The sequence below is a fragment of the Streptomyces sp. C1-1 genome, from assembly GCF_050214755.1.
Lineage (GTDB): Bacteria > Actinomycetota > Actinomycetes > Streptomycetales > Streptomycetaceae > Streptomyces.
The window spans coordinates 8,367,351-8,388,756 of record NZ_CP189826.1; the positions used below are offsets into that span (position 1 = coordinate 8,367,351).

Annotated in this window: 19 protein-coding genes and 1 pseudogene; 11 read left to right on the forward strand and 9 right to left on the reverse strand. The window is 72.7% G+C overall.

The genetic code is table 11. From position 1 onward, the window contains the following. Positions 1-96 precede the first annotated feature (96 nt). Positions 97-567 carry a winged helix-turn-helix transcriptional regulator gene (locus ACQF4J_RS38085; RefSeq protein ID WP_351564549.1) on the reverse strand — a complete coding sequence of 157 codons (471 nt, stop codon included), beginning with the start codon at positions 565-567 and terminating at the stop codon, positions 97-99. Between the two features lie 141 nt (positions 568-708). Between ACQF4J_RS38085 and ACQF4J_RS38090 the strand changes: the two genes are divergently transcribed. Continuing rightward, positions 709-1,878, forward strand: coding sequence for a thiolase family protein (locus ACQF4J_RS38090; RefSeq protein ID WP_351564552.1), 1,170 nt, complete (start codon positions 709-711; stop codon positions 1,876-1,878). A 16-nt stretch (positions 1,879-1,894) separates the two neighbouring features. Here ACQF4J_RS38090 and ACQF4J_RS38095 read toward each other — a convergent pair whose 3' ends face one another. Further along, the gene (locus ACQF4J_RS38095; protein ID WP_351564555.1) at positions 1,895-2,671 is read right to left on the reverse strand and encodes a TVP38/TMEM64 family protein; all 777 of its coding nucleotides are present in this window, start codon (positions 2,669-2,671) and stop codon (positions 1,895-1,897) included. Positions 2,672-2,720: 49 nt separating this feature from the next. Here ACQF4J_RS38095 and ACQF4J_RS38100 point away from each other — a divergent pair, with 49 nt between their 5' ends. The 3 genes from ACQF4J_RS38100 to ACQF4J_RS38110 all read left to right on the forward strand — a co-directional run bounded on the left by ACQF4J_RS38100 (position 2,721) and on the right by ACQF4J_RS38110 (position 5,841). Further along, positions 2,721-3,443: a DNA alkylation repair protein gene (locus ACQF4J_RS38100; RefSeq protein ID WP_351564558.1), complete on the forward strand. Its 723-nt coding sequence runs from the start codon at positions 2,721-2,723 to the stop codon at positions 3,441-3,443. A gap of 286 nt (positions 3,444-3,729) precedes the next feature. Continuing rightward, positions 3,730-4,899, forward strand: coding sequence for an elongation factor Tu (gene tuf / locus ACQF4J_RS38105; protein WP_427167797.1), 1,170 nt, complete (start codon positions 3,730-3,732; stop codon positions 4,897-4,899). A 96-nt stretch (positions 4,900-4,995) separates the two neighbouring features. Beyond that, a complete protein-coding gene (locus ACQF4J_RS38110; RefSeq protein ID WP_351564564.1) occupies positions 4,996-5,841 on the forward strand; it encodes a spermidine synthase in 846 nt (281 codons plus the stop codon). On the opposite strand, the gene ACQF4J_RS38115 is transcribed toward ACQF4J_RS38110, so the two are convergent. Then, positions 5,803-7,089, reverse strand: a complete 1,287-nt coding sequence (locus tag ACQF4J_RS38115) for an MFS transporter (RefSeq protein ID WP_427167798.1) — start codon at positions 7,087-7,089, stop codon at positions 5,803-5,805. The genes ACQF4J_RS38110 and ACQF4J_RS38115 overlap by 39 nt on opposite strands. 169 nt (positions 7,090-7,258) lie before the next feature. Here ACQF4J_RS38115 and ACQF4J_RS38120 point away from each other — a divergent pair, with 169 nt between their 5' ends. Then, positions 7,259-7,696: a DUF4442 domain-containing protein gene (locus tag ACQF4J_RS38120; protein WP_351564982.1), complete on the forward strand. Its 438-nt coding sequence runs from the start codon at positions 7,259-7,261 to the stop codon at positions 7,694-7,696. Positions 7,697-7,790: 94 nt separating this feature from the next. Here the strand turns inward: ACQF4J_RS38120 and galU are convergent, their stop codons facing one another. Further along, the gene (gene galU, locus ACQF4J_RS38125) at positions 7,791-8,741 is read right to left on the reverse strand and encodes a UTP--glucose-1-phosphate uridylyltransferase GalU (RefSeq protein ID WP_351564570.1); all 951 of its coding nucleotides are present in this window, start codon (positions 8,739-8,741) and stop codon (positions 7,791-7,793) included. A 375-nt stretch (positions 8,742-9,116) separates the two neighbouring features. On the opposite strand from galU, the pseudogene ACQF4J_RS38130 reads away from it, so the two are divergent. The 4 genes and pseudogenes from ACQF4J_RS38130 to ACQF4J_RS38145 all read left to right on the forward strand — a co-directional run. Next, positions 9,117-10,139: pseudogene (locus ACQF4J_RS38130) on the forward strand (hydrolase); the annotation flags it as partial. Between the two features lie 320 nt (positions 10,140-10,459). Beyond that, a complete protein-coding gene (locus ACQF4J_RS38135; protein ID WP_351804590.1) occupies positions 10,460-12,925 on the forward strand; it encodes a beta-glucosidase family protein in 2,466 nt (821 codons plus the stop codon). After that, positions 12,922-14,484, forward strand: a complete 1,563-nt coding sequence (locus ACQF4J_RS38140) for a carboxylesterase/lipase family protein (RefSeq protein WP_351804588.1) — start codon at positions 12,922-12,924, stop codon at positions 14,482-14,484. The genes ACQF4J_RS38135 and ACQF4J_RS38140 overlap by 4 nt, the downstream gene beginning before the upstream one ends. 86 nt (positions 14,485-14,570) lie before the next feature. After that, complete coding sequence (locus ACQF4J_RS38145) at positions 14,571-15,218, forward strand: DedA family protein (protein ID WP_351564578.1); 648 nt, start codon at positions 14,571-14,573, stop codon at positions 15,216-15,218. Between the two features lie 3 nt (positions 15,219-15,221). Here ACQF4J_RS38145 and ACQF4J_RS38150 read toward each other — a convergent pair whose 3' ends face one another. Further along, positions 15,222-15,755, reverse strand: a complete 534-nt coding sequence (locus tag ACQF4J_RS38150) for a gamma carbonic anhydrase family protein (RefSeq protein WP_142150109.1) — start codon at positions 15,753-15,755, stop codon at positions 15,222-15,224. 135 nt (positions 15,756-15,890) lie between these two features. Further along, on the reverse strand, positions 15,891-16,352 hold the full coding sequence (locus ACQF4J_RS38155; protein WP_351564581.1) for a DUF7144 family membrane protein: 462 nt from the start codon (positions 16,350-16,352) through the stop codon (positions 15,891-15,893). A gap of 138 nt (positions 16,353-16,490) precedes the next feature. On the opposite strand from ACQF4J_RS38155, the gene ACQF4J_RS38160 reads away from it, so the two are divergent. Further along, on the forward strand, positions 16,491-16,775 hold the full coding sequence (locus ACQF4J_RS38160; protein ID WP_351564584.1) for a hypothetical protein: 285 nt from the start codon (positions 16,491-16,493) through the stop codon (positions 16,773-16,775). Positions 16,776-16,846: 71 nt separating this feature from the next. After that, positions 16,847-17,323, forward strand: a complete 477-nt coding sequence (locus ACQF4J_RS38165) for a helix-turn-helix transcriptional regulator (RefSeq protein WP_351564587.1) — start codon at positions 16,847-16,849, stop codon at positions 17,321-17,323. A 25-nt stretch (positions 17,324-17,348) separates the two neighbouring features. Here ACQF4J_RS38165 and ACQF4J_RS38170 read toward each other — a convergent pair whose 3' ends face one another. From ACQF4J_RS38170 to ACQF4J_RS38180, 3 genes are all read right to left on the reverse strand, one after another. Continuing rightward, complete coding sequence (locus ACQF4J_RS38170) at positions 17,349-19,754, reverse strand: LuxR C-terminal-related transcriptional regulator (RefSeq protein ID WP_427167799.1); 2,406 nt, start codon at positions 19,752-19,754, stop codon at positions 17,349-17,351. Between the two features lie 122 nt (positions 19,755-19,876). Beyond that, positions 19,877-20,359: a DUF1269 domain-containing protein gene (locus ACQF4J_RS38175; RefSeq protein WP_351804584.1), complete on the reverse strand. Its 483-nt coding sequence runs from the start codon at positions 20,357-20,359 to the stop codon at positions 19,877-19,879. Next, positions 20,359-20,913, reverse strand: coding sequence for a DUF1269 domain-containing protein (locus ACQF4J_RS38180; protein ID WP_427167800.1), 555 nt, complete (start codon positions 20,911-20,913; stop codon positions 20,359-20,361). Before ACQF4J_RS38180 ends, ACQF4J_RS38175 begins: the two co-directional genes overlap by 1 nt. Positions 20,914-21,406 lie beyond the last annotated feature (493 nt).

A 21,406-nucleotide genomic window follows, 5' to 3' on the forward strand; every position in this document is an offset into this window, starting at 1 on the left:
GTTCGGCCCCCGAAATGACGAGGCTGCCGGGTCCGTAAACCTGAGCGAGTCGTCACCCGTTCGCCGGTACGAGTGCCGTACGGACCGTGGACGAGCTCACGCCGCCGTAGGGCCCGTCACCGTCCAGCCCTCGGCCTGCGGGTGGGCCGTCAGGTCCTCGTGGTGGACCGGTTCGCCGCAGGCCCGGCAGGTGACCACCGGGACCATCTCGTTGCCGCAGGTGTGCTCGACGACCATGGGCAGGTCGACGCCGCCTCGCAGATGCCGGTCGCCCCATTCCTTGAGGGTCATCAGGACCGGCTCCAGTTCGAGCCCCGCCGGTGTGGGCCGGTACTCGAAGCGCTGCGGGCGTTCGCTGTAGACGCGCTTGGTCAGGATTCCGGCATCCACCAGCCGGCGCAGCCTCGTGGCCAGGATGTCGCGCGGGGCGCCGATGTTGCGCACCAGTTGGTCGAAGCGGCCGTTGCCCAGGCACACCTCGCGCAGGACGAGCAGGGAGTACTTCTCGCCGACCAGCGCGAGGGCGTCGGCGATGGAGCAGGGGCGCGGGTCTTTGGGGGCGGCCATGGCGCCAGTCTAGGGGAGGGTTTGATTTTCCAACTCACCCGGTTATGGTGAGTTCGGATTTCCTACCGACCGGTAGGCCTGCCCGTCGGTCCCGTCGGTCCCGTCGTTCCCGTCGACCCCGTTGTCCCGGAGGCCCGCACCATGCGTGACGCAGTCATCGTCGAAGCCGTACGCACCCCGATCGGCAAGGGCAAGCCGAACGGAGCCCTCGCGCACGTCCACCCCGTGGAACTCCTCGCCCACACCCTGCGCACCCTCGTCGAGCGCTCCGGCGTCGACCCGGCGCTGATCGACGACGTCATCGGCGGCACCGTCGACCAGGTCGGCGAGCAGGCCATGAACACCACCCGCTACGCCGTGCTGTCGGCGGGCTTCCCGGACACGGTCCCGGCCACCACCGTCGACCGCCAGTGCGGCTCCTCCCAGCAGGCCGTCCACTTCGCCGCGCAGGGCGTGCTCTCCGGGGCGTACGACATGGTCGTCGCCTGCGGAGTCGAGTCCATGAGCCGCGTGCCGATGTGGTCCAACGTCCCGCCCGGCAAGGACCCCTTCGGCCCCGGAGTCGCCGAGCGCTACCCGGAGGGCCTGGTCCCGCAGGGCATCAGCGCCGAACTGATCGCCGCCAAGTGGTCCATCACCCGCGAGCGGATGGACGCCTTCGCTGTGTCCTCGCACCGGAAGGCCGCCGACGCCTGGCACCAGGGACTGTTCGACGCCGAGGTCGCGCCGCTGGAGGGCGTCACCCGCGACGAGTGCGTACGGCCGAACAGCACCACCGAGATCCTCGCCGGCCTCAAACCCGCCTACCACGACCCGAACTTCGCCGAGCGCTTCCCGCAGATCGAGTGGAATGTCACCGCGGGCAACGCCAGTCCGATCAACGACGGCGCCTCGGCCGTCCTCATCACGTCCGCCGAGACCGCGGCGCGCCTGGGCCTGCGCCCGCTCGCCCGGCTGCACAGCTTCGCCGTGACCGGCTCCGACCCGCTGCTGATGCTCACCGGAGTGATCCCCGCGACGGACAAGGTGCTGCGCCGGGCCGGACTGACCCTCGACGACATCGACCTGTTCGAGGTCAACGAGGCCTTCTCCAGCGTGGTCCTCGCCTGGCAGCAGGAGACCGGCGCCGACCTCGCCAAGGTCAACGTGCACGGCGGGGCGATCGCCCTCGGCCATCCGCTCGGCGCCAGCGGCACCCGGCTGACGACCACCCTCGTGCACGCCATGCGCGCGCGGGGCGCCCGCTATGCCCTGCAGACGATGTGCGAGGCGGGCGGCCTGGCCAACGCGATGATCCTGGAAGCCGCGTAGCGAGCCGTCGGCGCGGTCAACGGCCCCGGATGTGGTGCCGCTTGCGCCACGCCACCACCGCGCCCACCAGCGCCGGTGCGGCGATGCAGGCCATCGCGATCAGGAAGGCGGGGGACGTCGGCGCCGAGGCACGGGCGCCCGCGACGACGTACGCGGCGGTGTTCGGGATCGAGCCGAGCGCCGTCGCGACCAGGAAGGGCACCCAGCCCATACGGGAGACGGCGGCACAGTAGTTCGCCGCCCAGAACGGCACCCCGGGGAAGAGCCGGGCCGCCATCATCGAGCGGAAGCCGTGCCGGCTGAGCTGCCCGTCCGCCGCCTTCAGCAGCCGGCCCCGCAGCAGCGGGCGCAGCGCGTCCTGCCCGAGCACCCGGCCCAGGCCGAAGGCGATACCGGCCCCCAGCACGGTGCCCACCAGGGTCGTGCCGATACCCAGCTGGGAGCCGAACAGCGCGCCCCCGGCGAGGTTCAGCAGCGGCCGCGGCACGAACGCCACGGTGCACAGCCCGTACGCCCCGGCGAACACCACGGCCGCCGTGGCCCCGTCGAGCTGCGGCGGCCAGCCGTGCGCGAGCAGTCTCTGCGGTTCGAACAGCAGCACGCACGTGGCGGCGCCGGCCAGCAGGACGACGAGCAGCGACAGCCGCGACCACGGCGAGAGCAGCACGCGCGCGCCGCGCGTGCCCGGGCCGGGCGGGGCGGAGGCGGGGACGGCGGCGACGGCGAGCTCCGTTGCGGCGGCCCGGGGAGAGGCCGTGGCGGTGCCCCCAGAGCGGGTGGTGGCATCGAGCATCCGGTGACACTAACCGACCGGTGTGTGTGATCGCCGTATGGTTCGTCGCATGGGCGTCACGGACGAGGTCACGATGGATGTGCCGTTCAGCACACTCGCCGACACGGTGCTGGAGCGGCTCACCGCCGTCTACGCCGACGCGGCCGACCCCGCGCGGGCCGCGCCGATGCGCGCGTACATGAAGGACGTGGCCCCTTTCCTGGGCCTCACCACGCCCGTGCGCCGGGCGCTGTCCCGCGTGGTCGTGGACGGCCTGCCGCGCCCCGACGAGAGTGACTGCACGGCGATCGCGCTGCGGTGCTGGCGACTGCCCGAGCGCGAGTACCAGTACTTCGCCGTGGACTATCTGCGCCGCCACGCGCGCGTGTGCTCCTCGGCCTTCCTGCCCGTCGCCCGTCACCTCGCCGGCACGCGCTCCTGGTGGGACACGGTCGACCTGCTCGCCGCGCATGTCGTGGGAGCCCTGGTGGCGGCCGACCCGGCGCTGACGGCGGACATGGACGCCTGGATCGTCGACGAGGACCTGTGGATCGCCCGCACCGCCCTCCTGCACCAGCTGCGCTACAAGGAACGCACCGACGCCGAACGCCTCTTCGCCTACTGCCTGATCCAGTCCGGCCACCCCGACTTCTTCATCCGCAAGGCCATCGGCTGGGCCCTGCGCGAGTACGCCAGGACCGACCCGGAGGCCGTACGGGCCTTCCTGGCGCGGGAGCGCGGAAGGTTCGCGCCGCTGTCGGTGCGGGAGGCGCTGAAGAACATCGGGGCGTAGCCGCGCCGAGCGTGGCGACGCCCCGGGCCCCCCGGCGCACCTGGGAAAACCATTCGACGCCGGGCGGCCCGTCGGCGATGATCGGTCCCATGTTCCGGCACGCCTTCCTTCTCGCAGCATCCGCAGTCGCGGATGCTCCGAAGGCTGCCGTCCCGATCTTCCTCGCCGCAGCCGACGGCGCCCGAAGCTGACCCTCTCCGGATCGTCCGGCGGACCCCGCAGGGGGAGGGTCGGCGAGTCCTTGGGGTCCCCACTTTCCTCCGCAGAGGCTTCGAGGTACTCAGCCATGCCCAAGACGGCGTACGTACGCACCAAACCGCATCTGAACATCGGCACGATGGGCCATGTCGACCACGGCAAGACCACCCTGACCGCCGCCATCACCAAGGTCCTGGCCGACCGCGGCAGCGGCACCTTCGTGCCGTTCGACCGCATCGACCGCGCCCCGGAGGAGGCCGCCCGCGGCATCACCATCAACATCGCGCACGTCGAGTACGAGACCGACACCCGGCACTACGCGCACGTCGACATGCCCGGCCACGCCGACTACGTCAAGAACATGGTCACCGGCGCCGCGCAGCTCGACGGCGCCATCCTGGTCGTCTCCGCCGTCGATGGGATCATGCCGCAGACGGCCGAACACGTCCTGCTGGCCCGGCAGGTGGGCGTCGACCACATCGTCGTCGCCCTCAACAAGGCCGACGCGGGCGACGAGGAGCTGACCGACCTCGTGGAGCTGGAGGTCCGCGAACTGCTCACCGCGCACGGATACGGCGGCGACGCCGTGCCCGTCGTACGGGTCTCGGGACTGAAGGCCCTGGAGGGCGACCCGCGCTGGACGGCCGCCGTCGAGGCGCTGCTCGACGCGGTGGACACCTATGTGCCCATGCCGGAGCGGTACTTGGACGCGCCGTTCCTGCTGCCGGTCGAGAACGTGCTGACCATCACCGGCCGGGGAACCGTGGTCACGGGCGCCATCGAGCGCGGCACCGTGCGCGTGGGCGACCGGGTCGAAGTGCTCGGCGCCGGTGTCGAGACCGTCGTCACCGGCCTGGAGACCTTCGGCAGGCCCATGGACGAGGCGCAGGCCGGGGACAACGTGGCCCTGCTGCTGCGGGGCGTCGCGCGCGACGCCGTCCGGCGCGGGCACGTGGTGGCGGCGCCGGGGAGCGTGGTGCCCGGGCGGCGGTTCTCGGCGCGGGTGTACGTGCTGTCGGCGCGCGAGGGCGGACGCACGACCCCGGTGGCGAGCGGGTACCGGCCGCAGTTCTACATCCGGACCGCGGACGTCGTCGGTGACGTCGACCTCGGTGAGGTCGCCGTCGCGCGGCCCGGAGACACGGTGACGATGACGGTCGAGCTCGGGCGTGACACGCCGCTGGAGCCCGGACTCGGGTTCGCGATCCGGGAAGGCGGGCGGACCGTGGGGGCGGGGACCGTGACGGCCGTGGAGTGAGGCCGGGGTGCGTGGGGACTGCGGGGCGGCCGTTGGGGCCGGTCGCGCAGTCCCCCCGCGCCCCTTGGGGACGCTGCCCGGCCGCACAATGGAGCAGTGACCGAACCCATCCCCGTCAGCAGGGCCACCGACCTCGGTGTCGCCAAGCTCATGCCCGACGTCGACCGCGAGCGGGCCTGGCTGCTGACCGTCGACGGGGCGCCGCAGTCCTACGTCGACCTCGACGAGCCGGCGTATCTGGAGTTCGAGTACGCACAGCGGCTGGGACACGTGCTGGACGTCGTCGACGAGCCGGGGCGGGCGCTGGACGTGGTGCACCTCGGGGGCGGCGCGCTGACGCTGCCCCGGTACCTCGCCGCGACCCGGCCCGGTTCCCGGCAGGACGTCGTCGAGGCCGACCGCGCGCTGCTGGAACTGGTCGTCGAGCACCTGCCGCTGCCGCAGGACGCCGGGATCGCGCTGCACGCCGCGGACGCCCGCGCGTGGCTGGAAGCCGCCCCCGACGGGTCCGCCGACGTCGTCGTAGCCGACGTCTTCGGCGGCTCCCGAGTCCCCGCCCACCTCACCTCCGTCACCTACGCCCGCGAGGCCGGCCGGGTGCTGCGCGACACCGGCGTCTACCTGGCCAACCTCGCCGACGCCGCGCCCTTCGACTTCCTGCGCTCCCAACTCGCCACGTTCGCCACGGTCTTCGAGGAGCTCGTGCTGATCGCCGAACCGGCCGTGCTGCGCGGCCGTCGCTTCGGGAACGCGGTGCTGGCCGCCTCCCACCGGCCCCTCGACACGGCGGCCCTGGCCCGGCTCACCGCATCCGACGCCTTCCCGGCCCGGGTCGAACACGGCCAGGGCGCACGGGACTTCATACGCGGCGCGCGACCCGTCCGGGACGAGGACGCCGTACCGTCACCCGAGCCCCCCGACGGGGCGTTCGGCATCGGCTGAACCGCTCCTGACGGCCACCTCCCTGGTACGGCGCCGCAGATTGCGCACGTCCGGCACGGTCAGCACGGCCGCCGTGACCACCACGACCAGCGCGGAGCAGCCCCACAGCGACGCCGTACGCCCGAAGGCCTCCTCGGCGGGACCGGCCAGCGCGGTCGCCAGCGGTACCAGGGCGACCGAGCCGAACCAGTCGTACGCGGAGATCCGCGAGAGCTTGTCCTCCGGTATCTCCTGGTGCAGCGCGGTCATCCAGGACACCCCGAACACCTCGACGAGCGCGCCGGACAGGAACATCACCGCGCACAGCGCGCCGACGGGGACCGGGACGGCGAGCGCGGCCGACGGCAGGGCCAGCGGGAAGACGCACAGCGTGCCCGCGAGGAGCAGGCGGCGCGGCTTCCAGCGGGTCATCAGCAGCGCGCCGGCCACCGTGCCGGCGCCGAAGCAGGCCAGTGCCAGACCCCACGGACCCGCACCGCCCAGGTCGTCCCGGGCGACGAGCGGGCCGTAGACCGCGTCGGCGGCGCCGACCACGGCGTTGGCGATCGAGAACTGCACCACGATGCCCCACAGCCAGGGACGTCCGATGAACTCCCGCCAGCCCTCGCGCAGATCGGCGAGCATCCCGCCGCCCGCCTCGCGCGGGGGGATGTGGCCGACATCGAGGAAGGCCCGCAGCGCGCCCGCGACCGCGAAGGCCGCCGCGTCCGCCGCGAGGACCCAGCCCGGCCCGAAAGCGGCGACCATGGCGCCGCCGAGCGCGGCTCCGCCCAGGCCGGCCCCCTGCATCGCCATCCGGAACATGGCGAACGCACGGCCCGCCTGCTCCCCCTGGACCGACGACATCAGCATGCCCTCGGCCGCCGGGCTGAAGAAGGCCTGGCCGGTGCCGCCCAGCGCGGTCAGCAGCATCATCTGCCACAGCTGCGGATGCCCGGCGAGGACCAGCGCGGCGAACGCGCCCTGGGACAGGAAGTTGAGGGCGTTGGCCGCGACCATCACGCGAGGCCGGGGCAGTCGGTCCGCCACCGCTCCGCCGATCAGCAGGAACACCACCAGCGGCAGCGTGCGGGAGGCGGCCACCAGGCCCACGTCACCGCCGTCACCGCCCGCGTCCAGCACGGCGAAGGCGGCGGCGATCAGCGCACCGTTGCCGCCGAGGCTGGTGACGACCGCCGCGGCGGTCAGCAGGCCGTAGTTGCGGTGGGCCGCGAGGGGGCCGGGGGAGTGTGCGGAGGCGGGGGTCACTGGCTGACTGTCCCCGCTGGTGACGCCACCTGCCAAACCGTTTTCCCGTCATGCCCGGCCCGGAGCCCGCGACCGGGAGGCGGTCCGCCCGGTACGGCGAACGATCACCGCACGGATCTGGCCACTCGCGGCTACTCATGGGTAACATCCCCGCATGAGCGCAGACCAGATGTCGATCGGCGAGATGCTCGCCGCGACGGTGCCGATGGCCCGGACCCTGAACCTGGAGTTCCTGGAGACCACGCCGGAGAAGGCCGTGGTGGTCCTGCCGGACCAGAGCGAGTACCACAACCACGTCGGCGGCCCGCACGCCGGCGCGATGTTCACCCTCGGGGAGACCGCGAGCGGGACGATCGTGCTGGCCGCCTTCGGCGAGCAGCTCTCGCGGGCCGTGCCGCTCGCCGTGAGCGCGGAGATCGCCTACCGGAAGCTGGCGATGGGCCCGGTCACCGCCACCGCGACCCTCGGCCGTCCGGCCGCCGACGTGGTCGCCGAGCTGGACGCCGGGCAGCGCCCCGAGTTCCCCGTCTCGATCGAGCTCAGGCGCGAGGACGGCGCCGTCACCGGTGAGATGACCGTCATCTGGACGCTGCGTCCCAACGGCTGATACGGCTGCGACGCGGGGTCCGGGGCATACGGCTCGGACCCCGCGTCGTGGCGTCGTCCCGGGTGTGCCTCGCCCGGGGTGACACGCCGTGTCCTCAGGCCGCCTGGCGACGTCGGTCGGCGACGGCTCCGTCCTCCAGGCCCGCGACGAACTCCTTGAGCCAGGCGGTGAATTCGGGCCCCAGGTCGTCCCGGTCGCAGGCCAGTCGAACCACCGTGCGCAGATAGTCGGCCTTGTCGCCGGTGTCGTAGCGCAGTCCGTCGAAGACGACGCCGTGCACCGTGCCGCCCGCGGCCAGTTCCTGGAGGGCATCGGTCAGCTGGATCTCGCCGCCGCGGCCCGGCGGGGTGCGCTCCAGGGTGTCGAAGACGGCCGGGTCGAGGACGTAGCGGCCGATGACGGCGTAGGTGCTCGGCGCGTCCTGGCGCGAGGGCTTCTCCACCAGGCCGGTGACCCGGACCACGTCGGCCTCGGCGGTCGCCTCGACGGCCGCGCAGCCGTAGAGGTGGATCTGCTCCGGCTCCACCTCCATCAGGGCGACCACGCTGCCCGCGTACTGGTCGCGGACGTCCAGCATCCGGCTGAGCAGGGTCTCGCGCGGGTCGATCAGGTCGTCGCCGAGCAGGACGGCGAAGGGCTGGTCGCCGACGTGGCGGCGGGCGCACAGGACGGCGTGGCCGAGGCCGAGCGGTTCGCCCTGGCGGATGTGGTGGATGTTGGCCAGCCGGGCCGGATCGCGTACGGAGTCCAGCCGTACGGTGTCCCCCTTGGCGGCGAGGGCCTGCTCCAGCTCGAAGGCGTTGTCGAAGTGGTCCTCGATGGCCCGCTTGTGCCGCCCGGTGACCATCAGGACGTCGTCGAGCCCGGCCGCGGCCGCCTCCTCCACGACGTACTGGATGGCCGGCTTGTCGACGACCGGCAGCATCTCCTTGGGCGTGGCCTTGGTCGCGGGCAGGAAGCGGGTGCCGAGCCCGGCGGCCGGGACGACCGCCTTGGTGACGGTACGGACGGAGGCGGGGGCGCTCGTGGCGTGGGGGGCGATCATGCGGCCCATGCTGGCTCACGCGGATGAGAGGGCCCCGAGAGAAACCTCGGAGGACGCTGTGGGTCCGGCTGGACGGAACGCAAGGATTTGAAGGTTTCGTGCGCCGGTCGCCTTTTTCCCCACACAACTTGGCGGCGCTGCGACCGTTCCATCGAATGCCGGTGTGGATACCGCGGGTAACTTATCTGAACTTTCGCTGTTTTGAACTTGGGTCACTCGAACTTCTTGTTTCCTGCGCATCAATTGTGCGAAAGTGAACGGCCCTATAGCGGTCCCGGCACCCGACGTGCACAGGTACGCACCAATCAGACCCCCTCTTTTCGGTGGACCCGCGAATTCCGTACGTCGTCCTGCGGCTTGGAAGGAATCGGTTCAGTGCCATCCCCTTACCCCCCACGTCCCCCGTATCCGCCGCGTCCCGGATCGGGTCCGGAAGAGTCCGACCGCAACCTCGTCGCGCAACTGAACCAGGGCGCCGCGGGTGCCCGGGCGGGAGCGTTACTGCTGGCCAGGCACTGGCGGGCGGCATACGACTACGCAGTCGTATGTCTCGCCGGTGCTGACGACCCTGCGTCCATGGTCACGGCCGCCGCATTCCACCGGGTGCTCGGCGGGCCGGCCGGTGGCGCGCTGCGGCCGCAAATCCTGATGGCGGTACGGGAGACCGTCAAGGAGTGGGCCGCCGACGACGACATTTCCCTTGTGCTGCCGGAACTCCGCAAACCGACCGGCGGCCGGGGGCTGCGGGCCGCACGGTCCGTGACGCCCGAAAGGCGACAGCTCGCCGAACGGGCATTCAGGGCGCTTCCGGGAGCCTCCCAATGCCTCTTGTGGCATACCGAGGTCGAGGCGGAACCCATAACCATACCAGCCGGTCTGCTGGGGGTGGACGCGCCCACCGCGGCGGCCGCTCTGGAGCAGGCGCGCGAGCAATTCCGGGTCGGCTGCGTACGCGCCCACCGGGAACTCGCGCCCGGCCGGGAATGCCGTTTCTACAACCGGCTCCTCGACGTCCCGATACGGCGCGGGGGCGCCCTGCTCCCGGACGTGCAGCAGCACCTGGCGGAGTGCCGCTACTGCCGGCACGCCGCCGAGCAGCTCAGTCACTTCGAGGACGGTCTCGAGGTGCTGCTCGCCGAGACCGTCCTCGGCTGGGGCGCGCAGCGCTACTTCGACTCCCGGCCGGGTCGCGGCGGGGACCGGAAGGTGCGGCCGGGTCACCGCGGCGCCCGGCCCCTCGGCGGCGGCCGTCACCGTCCCGCTCCCTCGGCCAGACGTGCCACGGTCATCGCCCTGGGCGTCGGGGTGACCGCCCTCGCCCTGCTGGCGACGGTGCTCGTGGCCAAGGGCTGGTCCGTCGACAGCGGTGTGCCGGCTCCACGAGCCACCTGGGGTGCGCAGGTTCACTAGGGCGACGGGGTCACCCTTCCGTCGGGTGGCCCCTTTCCCTGGGTGGCCCCTTCCGTCGGGTGGTCCCTTTCCCCGGGGGCCCCTTCCGTCGGGTGGCCCGACTTCGTTTGTTGTCGGCGTTCGCGTCGTTTCTCGTTCCTGTCATTGACACGAGTCACCTCCGGTCATAGTTTTCCCGCCGCGTCGGTGGTGTCGAACGGAACGTCAAGTGGCCAGTGAGGCCAGGTGCGTTCACGTACCGAACACACCACCGGGGGTGCTCCAGCGGTCCACATCGTCGTGTCCGCACACCGAAGGAGTGACGGCTCATGTCCGACCCCGTCTCCCGCCGATCCGCCCTGCGTCTCATGAGCGGCGCGATCGCCGTCGCCGCGGCGGCCACCGGTGGTTTCACACCGGCCGCCCACGCGCAGTCGAGACCCGAGGCGGGGGCCGGCCCCCGCGTCGAAGGCCTCCTCGCCCGGCTCACCCTCGACGAGAAGATCTCCCTCCTGCACGGCACCACCGACCCCGCCTCACTCGGCCAGGCGGGCTATGTCCCCGGCGTGGCACGCCTCGGCATACCGCCCCTGCGCCTGGCCGACGGCCCGGCCGGCGTCCGCGTCACCCGGCACGCCACCGCCCTGCCCGCCCCCGTCCTCCTCGCCTCCGCCTTCGACCCCCAACTCGCCCGCCGCTACGGACAGGTCATCGGACGCGAGGGCCGCGCCCTCGGCCAGGACGTCCTGCTCTCCCCGATGGTCAACCTGATCCGCACCCCGTACGCGGGCCGCAACTTCGAGACCTTCAGCGAGGACCCGCTGCTCGCCTCGGACTTGGTCGCCGCGGAGGTCGGCGGCATCCAGGGCGAACATCTCATCGCGACCGTCAAGCACTTCGCGATGAACAACCAGGAACGGGACCGCATGACGATCGACGTACGGGTCGACGAACAGACCATGCACGAGCTGGAGTTGCGTGGCTTCGAGGCCGCCGTCGGCGCGGGCGCCGGTGCCGTCATGGGCGCATACAACAAGGTCGACTCCACTTTCGCCTGCGAGAACAAGACCTTGCTCACCGACATCCTGCGCGACCGATGGGGCTTCGAGGGCTGGGTGATGACCGACTGGTTCGCCGCCCACAGCACCGTCGCCGCCATCACGGCGGGCCTCGACATGGAGATGCCCGACGGCACCCACTTCGGTACGGCGCTCGCCACGGCCGTGCGCGACGGCGCCGTGCCCGAGCGCTACGTCGACCGCGCCGTGCGCCGCGTCCTCGCCGTCATGGACCGCTTCGGGCTGCTCGACGGCAGCGCGCCGCCGCGCCCCGACCGGGACCCGCGGGCGGGCGCGGCCGTCGCGCTGGAGGTCGCCAGGGCGGGCGCCACGCTCCTGCGCAACGAACACCGCACCCTGCCCCTGCGCCCCGGCGGCACCGTCGCGGTGATCGGCCCGACCGGCAGCCTGCCGTTCGTCAGCGGCGGCGGCAGCGCGCACGTGGTCCCCGACCATGCCGACAACCCCCTCGACGCCATCAAGTCCCGTGCGGGCAAGGTGACTTATGCCCCTGGCGAGGATTTGTTCGGCAAGGCGATCCCGGCATCGCTGCTCAGCCCCGCCTTCGACAGCGAGGGCGTCCAGGTCGGCGCGGGCAAGGTCTGGACGTACGACGGCACGCTCACCGTCCCCGAGGCCGACGAGTGGACCTTCGTCCTGCACTTCTCCTCCGCGCCCACGGCACGGCCCAAGGTACTGCTCGACGGCACCGAACTGTTCCCGCAGGCCGCCGGGTACGGCGAGTACTTCCAGGGTGGGCTCGTCTCGGCCGCCCCGGACGGGCTGTCCGTACGCCGCAAGAGCCTCACCCTCGCGGCAGGCGCCCACACCCTGCGGATCAGCGCGCAGGGAGGAGCCGGCGGGCTGCTGTTCCGGCTGCGGCGCAGCACCGGCGCGACCCGCGCACAGGACGTCGCCGAGGGCGTCGCCGCCGCCCGGGCCGCGCGGGACGTCGTCCTGTTCGCCTATGAGGACGCCACCGAGGGCCAGGACCGCACCACCATCGCCCTTCCGGGCCACCAGGAACAGCTGATCGACGCCGTCACCGCCGCCAACCCGCGCACCACGGTCGTCCTCAACACCTCCTCCTCGACGTCCATGCCCTGGTTGCGGCGCACCGGCGCCGTCCTGCAGATGTACTACCCGGGCCAGGAGGGCGCGGCCGCCACCGCCGCCGTCCTGTTCGGCGAGTGCGACCCGGGCGGCCGTCTCACCCAGTCCTTCCCGGTCGACGACGACCATCACCCCGTCGCCGGAGACCCCCGCCGCTACCCCGGAGTCGACGGCATCGAGGAGTACTCGGAGGGCATCCACGCCGGCTACCGCTGGTACGACGCCGAGGGCGTGCGGCCGCTGTTCCCCTTCGGGCACGGGCTGTCGTACACCTCCTTCGCCTACGACGACCTGCGGGCGCGCCGCACGAGGGCCGGGCTGGAGGTGTCCTTCACCGTCCGCAACACCGGCCGGCGCGAAGGCATCGCCGTGCCGCAGGTGTATCTCGGACGCTCGCCCGACCTCCGACTCGACCAGGCGGTACGGGTGTTGGGCGGCTACCGCAGACTTGTGCTGGTTGCGGGGGAGCGGCGGCGCGTCCGGGTGGAAGTCGCCGCACGCACATTGTCCTCATGGGACCCGAAGCGTCACGATTGGGTGCTCGGCACCGGCCGCCGCTCCGTCTGGGTCGGAGCGTCCGCGCGCGACCTGCGGCTGCGCACCAGCGTGGAGGTGGGCAAGTGATCCGACGCATCGCCGTCGCCCTGACGGCCCTCGCGGCCGCCCTCGTCGCCCCCGTCCCCGCCGCCCAGGCCGCCGCGGCACCGGGCGACGGTCCGGTGGTCCGCACCGACGCGGGCCCCGTGCGCGGCGAGACCACCGCCGAGGGGCGGCAGTTCCTCGGCATCCCGTACGCCGAGCCGCCCGTGGGCGCCCTGCGCTGGCGCGATCCGCGGCCCGTCCGCCCCTGGCACGGGGTGCGTTCGGCCCGGTCCTTCGGCAACAAGTGCGTACAGAACGCGAGTTGGGACCCCGGTTACGACCGGCCGTCGTACACCGAGGACTGCCTCGACCTGAACGTGTACGTCCCCGACGGCTCGGCGCGCCGCGCGGTCCTCGTCTGGTTCCACGGCGGGGGACTGACCGCCGGCGCCGGCCAGGACGTCGTCCCCGACACCTTCGCCCGCCGGACCGGAACCGTCGTCGTCACCGTCAACTACCGCCTCGGCGCGATGGGTTTCCTCGCCGCGGCCGGCCTGGACAAGGAGGCCCGGGACGGGGTCTCCGGCAACTTCGGCATGCTCGACCAGCAGGCCGCGCTGCGCTGGGTGCGTGCCAACATCGGTCGCTTCGGCGGCGATCCGGCCCGCGTCACCGTCGCCGGCGAATCGGCCGGCGGCCGCTCGGTCTGCACCCAGCTCGCCTCGCCCACCGCGAGGGGCCTCTTCCGGGCGGGCGTCATCGAGAGCGGCGCCTACGGCGACTGCGCCGCCCGCACCCACCCGGACGCGGTGGCACAGGGAGCCGACTTCGCGAAGCGGCTCGGCTGCACGACGCCGGCCTGTCTGCGCGGCAAGTCCGCCCGCGAGATCCTCGAGGCCCAGGGCGACTTCGACTGGGGGCCGGTGACCGGCGGCGCCTTCCTGCCGGTGCAGCCCGAGCAGGCGCTCGCGAAGGGCGCGGCGTCCCGGGTGCCGGTGATCAACGGCGCCAACGAGGACGAGGGGCGGCTGTTCGCGTTCTCCCGCTTCGACCTGAACGCCACCCCGCTGACCGCCGAACGGTATCCGCAGGTCATGCGGGACGAGTTCGGCGATGAGGCGCTGTCCCGCTATCCGCTGTCCGACTACCCGACCCCGACCGTCGGGTACGCCACCGCCCTGGGCGACGCGGTCTTCGCGTGCACCGCGCTGCGGCTCGACGGCCTGCTGAAGGCGCGCGGCCCGGTCTACTCGTACGAGTTCGCCGACCGCACCTCGCCGCCCTTCGCCTCCCTGCGCAACCTGCACACCGACTTCGACTTCGGCGCGACGCACGTCAACGAGGTCCAGTACCTCTTCAAGCACTTCGGGCTCGAGTCGCCCCTCGACGCGCAGCAGAGGGCGCTGTCGCGGCAGATGATCCAGTACTGGGGGTCGTTCGTGCGGGACGGTGTGCCGCGGGCCACCGGACAGCCGGCGATGCCCGCCGGTCCGGGCGTCGTCCTCTCGCTCAGGACCGCGTCCAAGGGCGGTGTCACCCTGAGCACCACGGTTCACAGGGAGCACAACTGCGACCTCTGGGACCGCCTCGCCGCCGGCTGACCCGGTAGGCTTCCCGGCGTGCGCCCCCGTGCGGCGCACGCCGGGAACACGGCGAACCAAGCGTCACGATCCGGGAGGAACCGGCTTTGCACGTCCAGGAGTGGCTCGACACCGTGCCCGCCGCGGCCGTCTACGCCGTGGTGGCGCTGGTCATCGGTCTGGAGAGCCTGGGCATCCCGCTGCCCGGCGAGATCGTCCTGGTCTCGGCGGCCCTGCTGTCCTCCCAGCACTCGGGCGTCAATCCCGTGATCCTCGGCGCCTGCGCCACCCTCGGCGCGGTCGTCGGCGACTCCATCGGCTACGCCATCGGCCGCAAGGGCGGCCGGCCGCTGCTGGCCTGGCTGGGCGCGAAGTTCCCCAGGCACTTCAGCGAAGGACACGTGGCCACGGCCGAGCGGTCCTTCGAGAAGTGGGGCATGTGGGCCGTCTTCTTCGGCCGCTTCATCGCCCTGCTGCGAATCTTCGCCGGCCCGCTCGCCGGTGTGCTGCACATGCCGTACTGGAAGTTCCTGATCGCCAACGTCCTCGGCGGCATCTGCTGGGCGGGCGGCACCACCGCGGTCATCTACTACGTCGGCATCGTCGCCGAGGACTGGCTGAAGCGCTTCTCGTACCTGGGCCTGGTGGCCGCGGTGCTCGTCGGTCTGGCGTCGATGCTGGTCATCAGGCGCCGGGCGAAGAAGGCGGCACAGCAGCAGGCGGCCGAGCCGGAGCCCGTCCCGGCCGTCGACTGACGGCTACGGCTTCTCGTAGAGCTCGCCGTGGGCCGTCGCGAGTGACGCGTACAGCGTTCCGTTGAGGGTGACGCCCTCGCGCTCCTCGTCCGTCAGCTGCCGCTTGACCTTCGCGGGGACGCCGGCGACCAGCGAGCCGGGCGGCACCTGCATCCCCTGCGGCACCAGCGCCTGCGCGGCGACCAGCGAGCCCTCGCCGATCACGGCCCCGTTGAGCACGGTGGCGCCCATCCCGACCAGACAGTCGTCGCCGACGGTCGCCCCGTGCACCACCGCGTTGTGCCCGACCGACACCCGCTGCCCGATGCTCACCGGGAACCCGGGGTCGGCGTGCAGCGTGCAGTTGTCCTGGATGTTGGCCTGCGCCCCGACGGAGATCCGCTCGACGTCACCGCGCAGCACCGCCCCGTACCAGACACTCGCACCGGCTTCGAGCGTCACGTCCCCGATCACCGAAGCGGTCGGCGCCACGAACGCCTCCCCGTCGATCTTGGGCTCCCTGCCGCCGATACCCGTGATCAGTGCCTCGTGCGTCATCGGTCTCTCCTCCTCGTCGGTACAGGACGCACCGTAGGCGATGAGCCGCCGAGGAAGCGCACCGGGCCGCGTGTCACCCCGCGCGGGTGAGGCCGCGGAGGGCGGCGACGCGGCGCGTGGCGTCGGCGCGGCACCTCACATGGGCGCGCCGTAGACCTTATGGGCCTGCGCGTGGCCGTAGGTCGCCAGGGACCAGATGATCAGCACGTCCAGCCCGATCATGATGGCCGACCACACCGGGTAGTACGGCGTGAAGAAGAAGTTCTCCAGCATGCTGAGCATCGCGACGACGATGCCCACCACGCGCGCCCACGTCCGGCCGCTGAAGAGGTTGAACGCCGCGGCCAGGACGACGAGGCCGGAGATCAGGTGGAACCAGCCCCAGCCGGTGACGTTGTAGTCGTACGGGTAGTCCCGCACCCGCTGGTAGAAGTTGTCGTCGATGAGAGCCGCCATGCCGACGACCGCGTGGTAGAGACCGACGATGAACAACATGCACACGGCGAACACGACCCCGCCGACCATGAGCGGCTTGACGCGCTTCTCCGGCGCCTCGCCGCCGTACCGGGTCTGCCCCGCCGATGTCTGCTCAGCCATGTAGGACACCTCCTCCGGAAACGAGGAGCATCCCGCGGCCGGCGCGCCGGGGGTTCACCCGCCGCGGATGATTCCCGGCCCGCGCCGCCCGGGAGAATGTCGGGTGTCCCCAGCCCGCGGCAGCGGAGGTGACCCCTCATGGGTACGGCGGAGGAACGCCCGGGACCCCGGCGGGCAGAAGCGCGGGCCGTCGGCGGCGAGTTCGAGATCCGGATCAAGGGCAGGGTGGGACAGGCCTTCCGGTCGGCGTTCGCCGAGCTGACGGTCACGGTCAACCCGCCGGAGACCGTCCTGTACGGCGCCGGGCTCGACCAGGCGGCCCTGTACGGCATCCTGGACCGCATCCAGGCCCTCGGACTGGAACTGGTCGAGGTACGACGGTTGCCGGGCGGGACGGGTGACACCGGGACCAAAAGGCCGTAAGCCCCCTTCCGGCATGCGTGCGCGGCCCCCACCGTTGGTATGTACCGCCTACCTCGGAGGAGGTGAGGGTCATGTCTGCGGTGCTGGGCGGCCGACGGAGGGAAGCGCCCCTCCACGGCACGGATGCCCGGCGGGTGTCCGCGCTGCACGGCCGACTGCGTGCCCTCGGCGACGAGGCGCCGGAGGCGGACACCGTGGTGGCGACCTGTCTGGAGTGGGTCGCCGACACGCTCGTGGACATCGCGGTCGCCCTGGGCGACCCGCGCAGCGCGGGCGTGCTGATGGACGAGGCCTCGGCCGTGCTGGCCGAGCTGCCTCGCGACGGTCGGGACCTCCCGGACCCCGTGGCGCCGACCGAACCCCTGACGGAACGTGAGCACGCCGTCCTGGTGCGACTGCAGGAGGACGTGCCGCTCCGTCAGATCGGATCCGATCTCTTCATCTCGCACAACACGGTGAAGAGCCACGCGCGAGCGGTGTACCGGAAACTCCGCGTCTGCTCGCGCACCGAAGCCCTCGACCGGGCGAGGCGACTACGGCTCCTGTGACGACCGGAGCCGGACAGGAGGACCTTCAGAGCAGTTCGAGTTCGCGAGCTCGCCGTACCGCGGCCGACCGCCGGGACACGGCGAGCTTGCGGTACACGCTCTTGAGGTGCGTCTTGACCGTGTTGACCGACAGATACAGTTCCGCGGCGATCTCCTCCGTCGTCATCATCTCCGCGAGGCGCCGCAGCACGTCGTGCTCCCGGGTGCTGAGCGGGGCGACGGGCGGCCGGCCGTCCCCCCACCCCTGGGCCGGTACACCGGAGAGGACGACACCGGTACGCGGTGACCGGAGGGCCCCGGCACGCATCGCGCCCGCCGCGGCCGCCCATGCCCGCCCGACGGAGCGGCGCAGATCCTCGGCGAGCCACCCGGCGGCGTCGGGGACGGTCCCCGCGAGCCCGGCGGCCGGCGGTGTTCCGCTCTCCGGCGCGCCGAGGAGCCGGTCGGCCAGAGACCCGAGCCACGCGACGAAGGGGTCCGGCGCGGTGCGCAACGCCGCCTGGGCGTCGCCGAGTTCGTTGCGGGCCCGGACCGGCTGGAACCCGGCCGCGGCTACCCAGGCCCGCACCAGGTGCAGTGTGGCCAGGGACGAGTCCCCGGGGGCGCAGCCCGGCAGCGGCGGCCGCCGCGCCTGCCCGGCGAGTTCGTCCGCGGCCCGGAAGCGTCCGCGGATCACCTCCAGCAGCGCCAGCTCGACGAGGCAGTCGCGGCGCAGCGTGCCGTTGCCGGCGGCGCCCGTGGCCCGCAGTCCCGCCGTCAGTGACGACTCGGCCGCCTTCAGGGCGCCCGTGCGCAGTTCGGCGCGCCCGCGCACGCACAGCGCCAGGGCCCTCAGCTCGGGGCGGTCGGCCAGCAGATCGGCGGGCACCTGGGCGAACAGGTCCTCGGCGGCGGCCGCCGCCTCGCCCGCCGCCCGCGGATCGCGGTCCCTGTCCATCACCATGCGGACGACCGCGTGCGACAACCTGCACCGGGCGATCCGGCCGGCATCCTGCCGGGGCACCGCGTCGAGCAACCGGTCGGAGTACTCCAGTGCCCGCGCGCAGGCCGGCCGCTCGCCGCGCCGCAGAGCGGCGGCCGCGGCCACGAGCGCGGCCTCCGGGGCGGGAGGCTGCCCGGACCGGCTCTCCGGAGCGGCGGGCGTCAGCCGCGTCAGCTCATCCGGCAGCCGGCCCTCGCTCAGGGCCAGGACCCGCCCGATGGCCAGGTGCCGTACGACGAGACGGCCCGCGCAGTCCCAGTCGTCCGCGGCCAACGCGTGCCGTACCGCCTCGTCCAGCAGCCCGTGTTCGCCGAGCCACCCGGCCGCCCGGTGGTGCAGAAGGGGCACCAGGTCGGGTGCCTCGTGCCGCAGCCGCACCCGCAGCACGTCGGCGAACATCCGGTGGAAGCGGTACCAGCCGTTTCCGACGTGCTGGAGAAACGTGTTCTGCTCCGTGAGCGCCGCGAAGTGCGCCCCGGCCTCCGCGCCCGCGAGTTCGGTGGCCAGCTCGGCGTTCACATGGTCCAGAACGCTGGTCGCCAGCAGCAGGTCGCGCACGGCGGGACTTCGGCAGTCCAGCACCTCCTCCACCAGATAGCTCACGACCGCCTCGTCGTCTCCGGCGAACCGGGCCACGAACCGCTCCGGGTGCGGGTGGTCCGCCATGGACATCGCCGCCAGACGCAGGCCCGCGGCCCACCCGTCGGTCCGCCGGCGCAGGGTGCTCGCCACCTGCCGGGGCAGCACGATGCCGTGCTGGGCCAGCAGGGCGGCCGTCTCGCGGTCGTCGAAGGCCAGGTCCGCGGTGCGCAGTTCGGTGAGCTCACCGGACAGCCGAAGGCGGTGCAGGTGCAGGGGCGGGTCCCGGCGCGCGAGGACGACCAGCCGCAGCGCCGGCGCCGCGTGCCGCAGCAGGTAGGCGGTCGTCCGGGCGACCGCCGAGCCGGTCTCCGGCTGGAAATCGTCCAGTACGAGGACGACGGGATCCTCCCGCGCCGCGATCGCGTCGGCGATCGCCGCGACGAGAAGCGGCCGGTCGGCCGCGGCGGACGACGGATCGAGGCCTTCGCCCCGGTCCCCGGCGGGACCGCCCGTCCACGGCGCGCACCGTCCGTCCGCGAGCCGCGGCAGGTCCACCCCGGCCTCGCGCAGGGCCGCGGGCACCCGCGTCCAGAAGACGTCGGCCCGCTCCTCCGGGCCGTCGCAGGTGACCCAGGCGACCGGGCCCGGCGCGCTCCCGGTGTGCGCCCACTCCACGGCGAGCGCCGACTTGCCGGCGCCCACGGGACCGACCAGCGCGGTCAACGGACGCAGCACTCCACGGGAGAGACGTTCCGTCAGCCGGGGCCGGGGCACGAGCCACGTCGGCAGGGGAGGCACCCCGACCCGGGCCGGCAGGGCGGCCACGGGCGCGCTCCGTGGCCGTCGCGTGTTGTTCGACTCGTCCATCGCCGGCACCTCGCTCTCGGGGCTGGCCGGTACATGTCGGACGAGTGTGGCCCCACCCGGGCGGGGCGTTCATGGTGAGCGCCCCATCTCACCCGGGTGAAATTGGTGGAACGGTCAGCAGTTCACGCCTGAAGGGCCGTGACGAGCTCCTCCTCGCGGTCCTTGGTGAGCGACGTGCGCAGCACGGTCGGCTCGAACGGGCGCAGCGCCTCCCTGACCCGGTCCGGCGTGGAACGCCGTACGAGGGCGAAGACCGCGGCGCGGCCGGGCTCGAGGGTGCCCGCGATCTCCTTGACGAACGCGTCGTTGATGCCGACGTCCGTGAGCTTCCCGGCGACCGCTCCGGTGGCGGCACCGACGGCGGCCCCGAAGACGGGCATCAGGAAGATCAGGCCGAACAGCGTCCCCCACAGGGCGCCGCCGGCGGCGCCGCTCGCGGTGGGGCTGAAGGACTGGCGCACGTGGATCCTGCCGTCGTGGGTGCGCCAGGCGAGGGCGGCGTCGTCCAGGTCGAGCAGTTCCTGTTTGGACAGCTCCTTGGACAGACGCAGTACGGCCTCGGCCTTCTCCTTGTCGGAGAAGCCGAGTACGACGAGATCGGTCATCAGGACCTCCTGTTGTCGGGGCCGGGCTGTCGGCCCGCTTCGCTGTGCCGCTCGGCGGCCTCGTCGAGCCGCGCCAGGCCGGCGGCGAGTTCCGCCATCACCCCTTCCAGGGCCTCCTCGGTGAGGAAGCCCTCCGCCACGGGTACGCCGCCCGCGTCCCGGATCGCCTCGCGCAGATCCCGCGCCCAGACGTGCTCCAGCAGGACGAACCCGGCGGCCGTGCCCGGATCGAGCCCCCGTGCGAGGTCGCGGATCTCGTCGAGACCGAGGCCGAACGCGTTCGACTCGGACAGCGACGGCGACATCGCCGCGGCCCGCCGCAGGGTCCGTCGTGGGATACCGAGCAGCGCGGCCACGGTCGCTCCCATGCTCTCCGCCTGGTAGTCGGCGGTGACGAGGTCGCCCCCGGGCCCCTTCTGCACGAAGAGCAGGTCGAGCACGCGGATCCGGCCGTCGCGCTCCAGCACTCCGAGTTCGTCGAGGATCCTTCCCTCGAACTTCGCGTCGGGCCCGAACTCGACCGTCAGCAGCTGTACCGGCCCGATCTCGACCATGGCCGCTCCCTTCGACGTGATGGCACTCCATCCAGCCGCCTCGCGTCACCGGCGCGCCTCACCCGCGTCAGGTGAGTGGACGAACTCCCCGCCGTAGCAAGGCGCGTGGGCACGGCGCGCGGTGCGCGACCGTAGGCGGCCGGCTGCCGGACCGCCGTCCACCGGGACGGCGTACACGCCGTAGTCCGGACGCAGTCCACCGTTCTGCGGAGATCGGGCGACACGCCCTCCCCGCGTCCCGGCGCGAAGTGCGCTTTCCGCGTGGACGTCTGACGGCACCTCACCCGCGGCAGGTGAGGCAGGCACCCGCCGAACGCCGAACGCCGAACGCCGAACGCCGAACGCCGAACGCCGTACGTCAAGGACGGCATCGGCCGGTACGTGGTGGACGGCGAGAGCGACGCGGTCGACCCGGCGCGGGAGGGCACCAAGGCTGCCGCGCACCACGTCCTGAGCGTGGCGGCCGACGGCTCGGAGACGCTGCGGCTGCGGC